This is a genomic window from Acinetobacter sp. YH12226 (assembly GCF_013417805.1).
In the GTDB taxonomy this organism is placed as follows: Bacteria; Pseudomonadota; Gammaproteobacteria; order Pseudomonadales; family Moraxellaceae; genus Acinetobacter.
This window is the reverse complement of sequence record NZ_VPDG01000041.1, coordinates 1-5,218: the sequence shown is the minus strand read 5'-3', so window position 1 is coordinate 5,218 and position 5,218 is coordinate 1. Positions and strand designations below refer to the sequence as shown.

Genomic DNA, 5,218 nt, shown 5'->3' with positions numbered 1-5,218 from the left:
ATTATTTTCATTGATTGATGGTAGAAATTACTCGAAGTTTATTTGAGAAATATTTGTCAGAAAATTGATGAGCCAAGATTGGCACCCTTTAAGGTGCTACTGATTTTAAACTGAAGAGTTTGATCATGGCTCAGATTGAACGCTGGCGGCAGGCTTAACACATGCAAGTCGAGCGGGGAAGAGTAGCTTGCTACTTAACCTAGCGGCGGACGGGTGAGTAATGCTTAGGAATCTGCCTATTAGTGGGGGACAACATCTCGAAAGGGATGCTAATACCGCATACGTCCTACGGGAGAAAGCAGGGGACCTTCGGGCCTTGCGCTAATAGATGAGCCTAAGTCGGATTAGCTAGTTGGTGGGGTAAAGGCCTACCAAGGCGACGATCTGTAGCGGGTCTGAGAGGATGATCCGCCACACTGGGACTGAGACACGGCCCAGACTCCTACGGGAGGCAGCAGTGGGGAATATTGGACAATGGGGGGAACCCTGATCCAGCCATGCCGCGTGTGTGAAGAAGGCCTTTTGGTTGTAAAGCACTTTAAGCGAGGAGGAGGCTACCGAGATTAATACTCTTGGATAGTGGACGTTACTCGCAGAATAAGCACCGGCTAACTCTGTGCCAGCAGCCGCGGTAATACAGAGGGTGCAAGCGTTAATCGGATTTACTGGGCGTAAAGCGCGCGTAGGTGGCCAATTAAGTCAAATGTGAAATCCCCGAGCTTAACTTGGGAATTGCATTCGATACTGGTTGGCTAGAGTATGGGAGAGGATGGTAGAATTCCAGGTGTAGCGGTGAAATGCGTAGAGATCTGGAGGAATACCGATGGCGAAGGCAGCCATCTGGCCTAATACTGACACTGAGGTGCGAAAGCATGGGGAGCAAACAGGATTAGATACCCTGGTAGTCCATGCCGTAAACGATGTCTACTAGCCGTTGGGGCCTTTGAGGCTTTAGTGGCGCAGCTAACGCGATAAGTAGACCGCCTGGGGAGTACGGTCGCAAGACTAAAACTCAAATGAATTGACGGGGGCCCGCACAAGCGGTGGAGCATGTGGTTTAATTCGATGCAACGCGAAGAACCTTACCTGGTCTTGACATAGTAAGAACTTTCCAGAGATGGATTGGTGCCTTCGGGAACTTACATACAGGTGCTGCATGGCTGTCGTCAGCTCGTGTCGTGAGATGTTGGGTTAAGTCCCGCAACGAGCGCAACCCTTTTCCTTATTTGCCAGCGGGTTAAGCCGGGAACTTTAAGGATACTGCCAGTGACAAACTGGAGGAAGGCGGGGACGACGTCAAGTCATCATGGCCCTTACGACCAGGGCTACACACGTGCTACAATGGTCGGTACAAAGGGTTGCTACCTCGCGAGAGGATGCTAATCTCAAAAAGCCGATCGTAGTCCGGATTGGAGTCTGCAACTCGACTCCATGAAGTCGGAATCGCTAGTAATCGCGGATCAGAATGCCGCGGTGAATACGTTCCCGGGCCTTGTACACACCGCCCGTCACACCATGGGAGTTTGTTGCACCAGAAGTAGGTAGTCTAACCTTAGGGGGGACGCTTACCACGGTGTGGCAGATGACTGGGGTGAAGTCGTAACAAGGTAGCCGTAGGGGAACCTGCGGCTGGATCACCTCCTTAACGAAAGATTGACGATTGGTAAGAATCCACAACAAGTTGTTCTTCATACGATGTATCTGAGGGTCTGTAGCTCAGTTGGTTAGAGCACACGCTTGATAAGCGTGGGGTCACAAGTTCAAGTCTTGTCAGACCCACCAAATCTGACTAACGAAGCATGAAAGTGCTGAAGCAAACAGAACAGAACGATACATTGACTTATTGATAAGCTGGGGACTTAGCTTAGTTGGTAGAGCGCCTGCTTTGCACGCAGGAGGTCAGGAGTTCGACTCTCCTAGTCTCCACCACGTATCCTTCGGATACGTAATAAGCAAACGATCAGATAGCTTATAGAGCTTAGTGATAAAGCAGCGTATAATGCGCGGCATTGTTATTAACCTCTGTGATTTATCACAGTTTCCTGACCTGACGAAGGCTGGAAAAATCATTAACAGAATATATTTGAGTTGAAATAATTTGTTCAAACTCGTTTCAAGTAGGCAACTACAAGAAATGAGTTCTAGCGAAATTAACTGAATCAAGCGTTTTGGTATATGAATCTAATTGAAGCTGTACGGTGCTTAAATGCACAAACGCCAACTGTATGAGTGTGATGAGAGATCATCACAATCTGTTGCTTATCCCACTTGTAAGGATAAACGACTGTTTGGGGTTGTATAGTCAAGTAATTAAGTGCATGTGGTGGATGCCTTGGCAGTCAGAGGCGAAGAAAGACGTGATAGCCTGCGAAAAGCTCCGGGGAGGCGGCAAATATCCTGTGATCCGGAGATGTCTGAATGGGGAAACCCACTTACCATAAGGTAGGTATTGCAACATGAATACATAGTGTTGCAAGGCGAACGAGGGGAAGTGAAACATCTCAGTACCCTTAGGAAAAGAAATCAATTGAGATTCCCTCAGTAGCGGCGAGCGAAAGGGGAAGAGCCCATTAAGTCATATAAGTTCTAGTGGAACGCTCTGGGAAGTGCGACCGTAGACGGTGATAGTCCTGTACACGAAAGGGCTTATATGATGATGTCGAGTAGGGCGAGGCACGTGAAACCTTGTCTGAATATGGGGGGACCATCCTCCAAGGCTAAATACTCCTGACTGACCGATAGTGAACCAGTACCGTGAGGGAAAGGCGAAAAGAACCCCTGTGAGGGGAGTGAAATAGATCCTGAAACCGCATGCATACAAGCAGTGGGAGCCGGCTTAGTCCGGTGACTGCGTACCTTTTGTATAATGGGTCAGCGACTTATATTCAGTAGCGAGGTTAACCGAATAGGGGAGCCGTAGGGAAACCGAGTCTTAATAGGGCGTTTAGTTGCTGGGTATAGACCCGAAACCAGGTGATCTATCCATGAGCAGGTTGAAGGTTGGGTAACACTAACTGGAGGACCGAACCCACTGTCGTTGAAAAGCCAGGGGATGACTTGTGGATAGGGGTGAAAGGCTAATCAAACTTGGTGATAGCTGGTTCTCCCCGAAAGCTATTTAGGTAGCGCCTCGGACGAATACCATTGGGGGTAGAGCACTGTTTCGGCTAGGGGGTCATCCCGACTTACCAAACCGATGCAAACTCCGAATACCAATGAGTACTATCCGGGAGACAGACTGCGGGTGCTAACGTCCGTAGTCAAGAGGAAAACAATCCAGACCGCCAGCTAAGGCCCCAAAATTATAGTTAAGTGGGAAACGATGTGGGAAGGCATAGACAGCTAGGAGGTTGGCTTAGAAGCAGCCACCCTTTAAAGAAAGCGTAATAGCTCACTAGTCGAGTCGGCCTGCGCGGAAGATGTAACGGGGCTAAAACTATATGCCGAAGCTGCGGATGCATAATTTATTATGCGTGGTAGGGGAGCGTTCTGTAAGCCGATGAAGGTGGATTGAGAAGTCTGCTGGAGGTATCAGAAGTGCGAATGCTGACGTGAGTAACGACAATGCGAGTGAAAAACTCGCACGCTGAAAGACCAAGGGTTCCAGTCCAACGTTAATCGGGGCTGGGTGAGTCGACCCCTAAGGCGAGGCCGAGAGGCGTAGTCGATGGGAAATTGGTTAATATTCCAATACTTCTGTGTAATGCGATGAGAGGACGGAGAAGGTTAAGTCAGCCTGGCGTTGGTTGTCCAGGTGGAAGGTTGTAGGCATGTATCTTAGGCAAATCCGGGGTACTCTATGCTGAGAACTGATAGCAAGCTGTACTTGTACAGTGAAGTGGCTGATACCATGCTTCCAGGAAAAGTCTCTAAGCTTCAGTTACACAGGAATCGTACCCGAAACCGACACAGGTGGTCAGGTCGAGTAGACCAAAGCGCTTGAGAGAACTCTGCTGAAGGAACTAGGCAAAATGGTACCGTAACTTCGGGAGAAGGTACGCTGTTGTCTGTGATAGGACTTGCTCCTTGAGCGGCCGACAGCCTCAGAAACCAGGCCCCTGCAACTGTTTATTAAAAACATAGCACTCTGCAAACACGAAAGTGGACGTATAGGGTGTGATGCCTGCCCGGTGCTGGAAGGTTAATTGATGGGGTTAGCGTAAGCGAAGCTCTTGATCGAAGCCCCAGTAAACGGCGGCCGTAACTATAACGGTCCTAAGGTAGCGAAATTCCTTGTCGGGTAAGTTCCGACCTGCACGAATGGCATAATGATGGGGGCGCTGTCTCCAGCAGAGACTCAGTGAAATCGAATTCGCCGTGAAGATGCGGTGTACCCGCGGCTAGACGGAAAGACCCCGTGAACCTTTACTGCAGCTTGACATTGAACTTTGATCTTACTTGTGTAGGATAGGTGGGAGGCTTTGAAGTCGCGACGCTAGTTGCGATGGAGCCGTCCTTGAAATACCACCCTGGTAATATTGAGGTTCTAACTCTGTCCCGTTATCCGGGACGAGGACCATGTCTGGTGGGTAGTTTGACTGGGGCGGTCTCCTCCTAAAGAGTAACGGAGGAGTACGAAGGTGCGCTCAGCGTGGTCGGAAATCACGCGTAGAGTATAAAGGCAAAAGCGCGCTTAACTGCGAGACCCACAAGTCGAGCAGGTACGAAAGTAGGTCTTAGTGATCCGGTGGTTCTGTATGGAAGGGCCATCGCTCAACGGATAAAAGGTACTCTGGGGATAACAGGCTGATACCGCCCAAGAGTTCATATCGACGGCGGTGTTTGGCACCTCGATGTCGGCTCATCTCATCCTGGGGCTGAAGCAGGTCCCAAGGGTATGGCTGTTCGCCATTTAAAGAGGTACGCGAGCTGGGTTTAGAACGTCGTGAGACAGTTCGGTCCCTATCTACCGTGGGCGTTGGAAATTTGAGAGGATCTGCTCCTAGTACGAGAGGACCAGAGTGGACGAACCTCTGGTGTACCGGTTGTCACGCCAGTGGCATCGCCGGGTAGCTATGTTCGGAAGGGATAACCGCTGAAAGCATCTAAGCGGGAAGCCTACCTCAAGATAAGATTTCCCCGAGACTTTATGTCTCCTAAAGAGCCGTTGAAGACTACGACGTTGATAGGTTGGATGTGGAAGCATAGTGATATGTGAAGCTGACCAATACTAATTGCTCGTGAGGCTTGACTATACAACACCCAAACAGTTGTTGTA

2 tRNA genes and 2 rRNA genes are annotated in these 5,218 nt (G+C 49.7%); all 4 read left to right on the top strand.

The features are described 5' to 3' along the window. Positions 1–107: 107 nt before the first annotated feature. The 4 genes from FTV08_RS15745 (at position 108) to FTV08_RS15730 (ending at position 5,195) form a co-directional block, all read left to right on the top strand. A 16S ribosomal RNA gene (locus FTV08_RS15745) occupies positions 108–1,645 on the top strand. Between the two features lie 60 nt (positions 1,646–1,705). Then, positions 1,706–1,782: transfer RNA gene (locus FTV08_RS15740), tRNA-Ile, on the top strand. 71 nt (positions 1,783–1,853) lie between these two features. After that, a tRNA-Ala gene (locus FTV08_RS15735) sits at positions 1,854–1,929 on the top strand. Positions 1,930–2,300: 371 nt separating this feature from the next. Continuing rightward, positions 2,301–5,195: ribosomal RNA gene (locus FTV08_RS15730) — 23S ribosomal RNA — on the top strand. Together the 16S and 23S rRNA genes with 2 tRNA genes alongside form the textbook arrangement of a ribosomal RNA operon. Positions 5,196–5,218 lie beyond the last annotated feature (23 nt).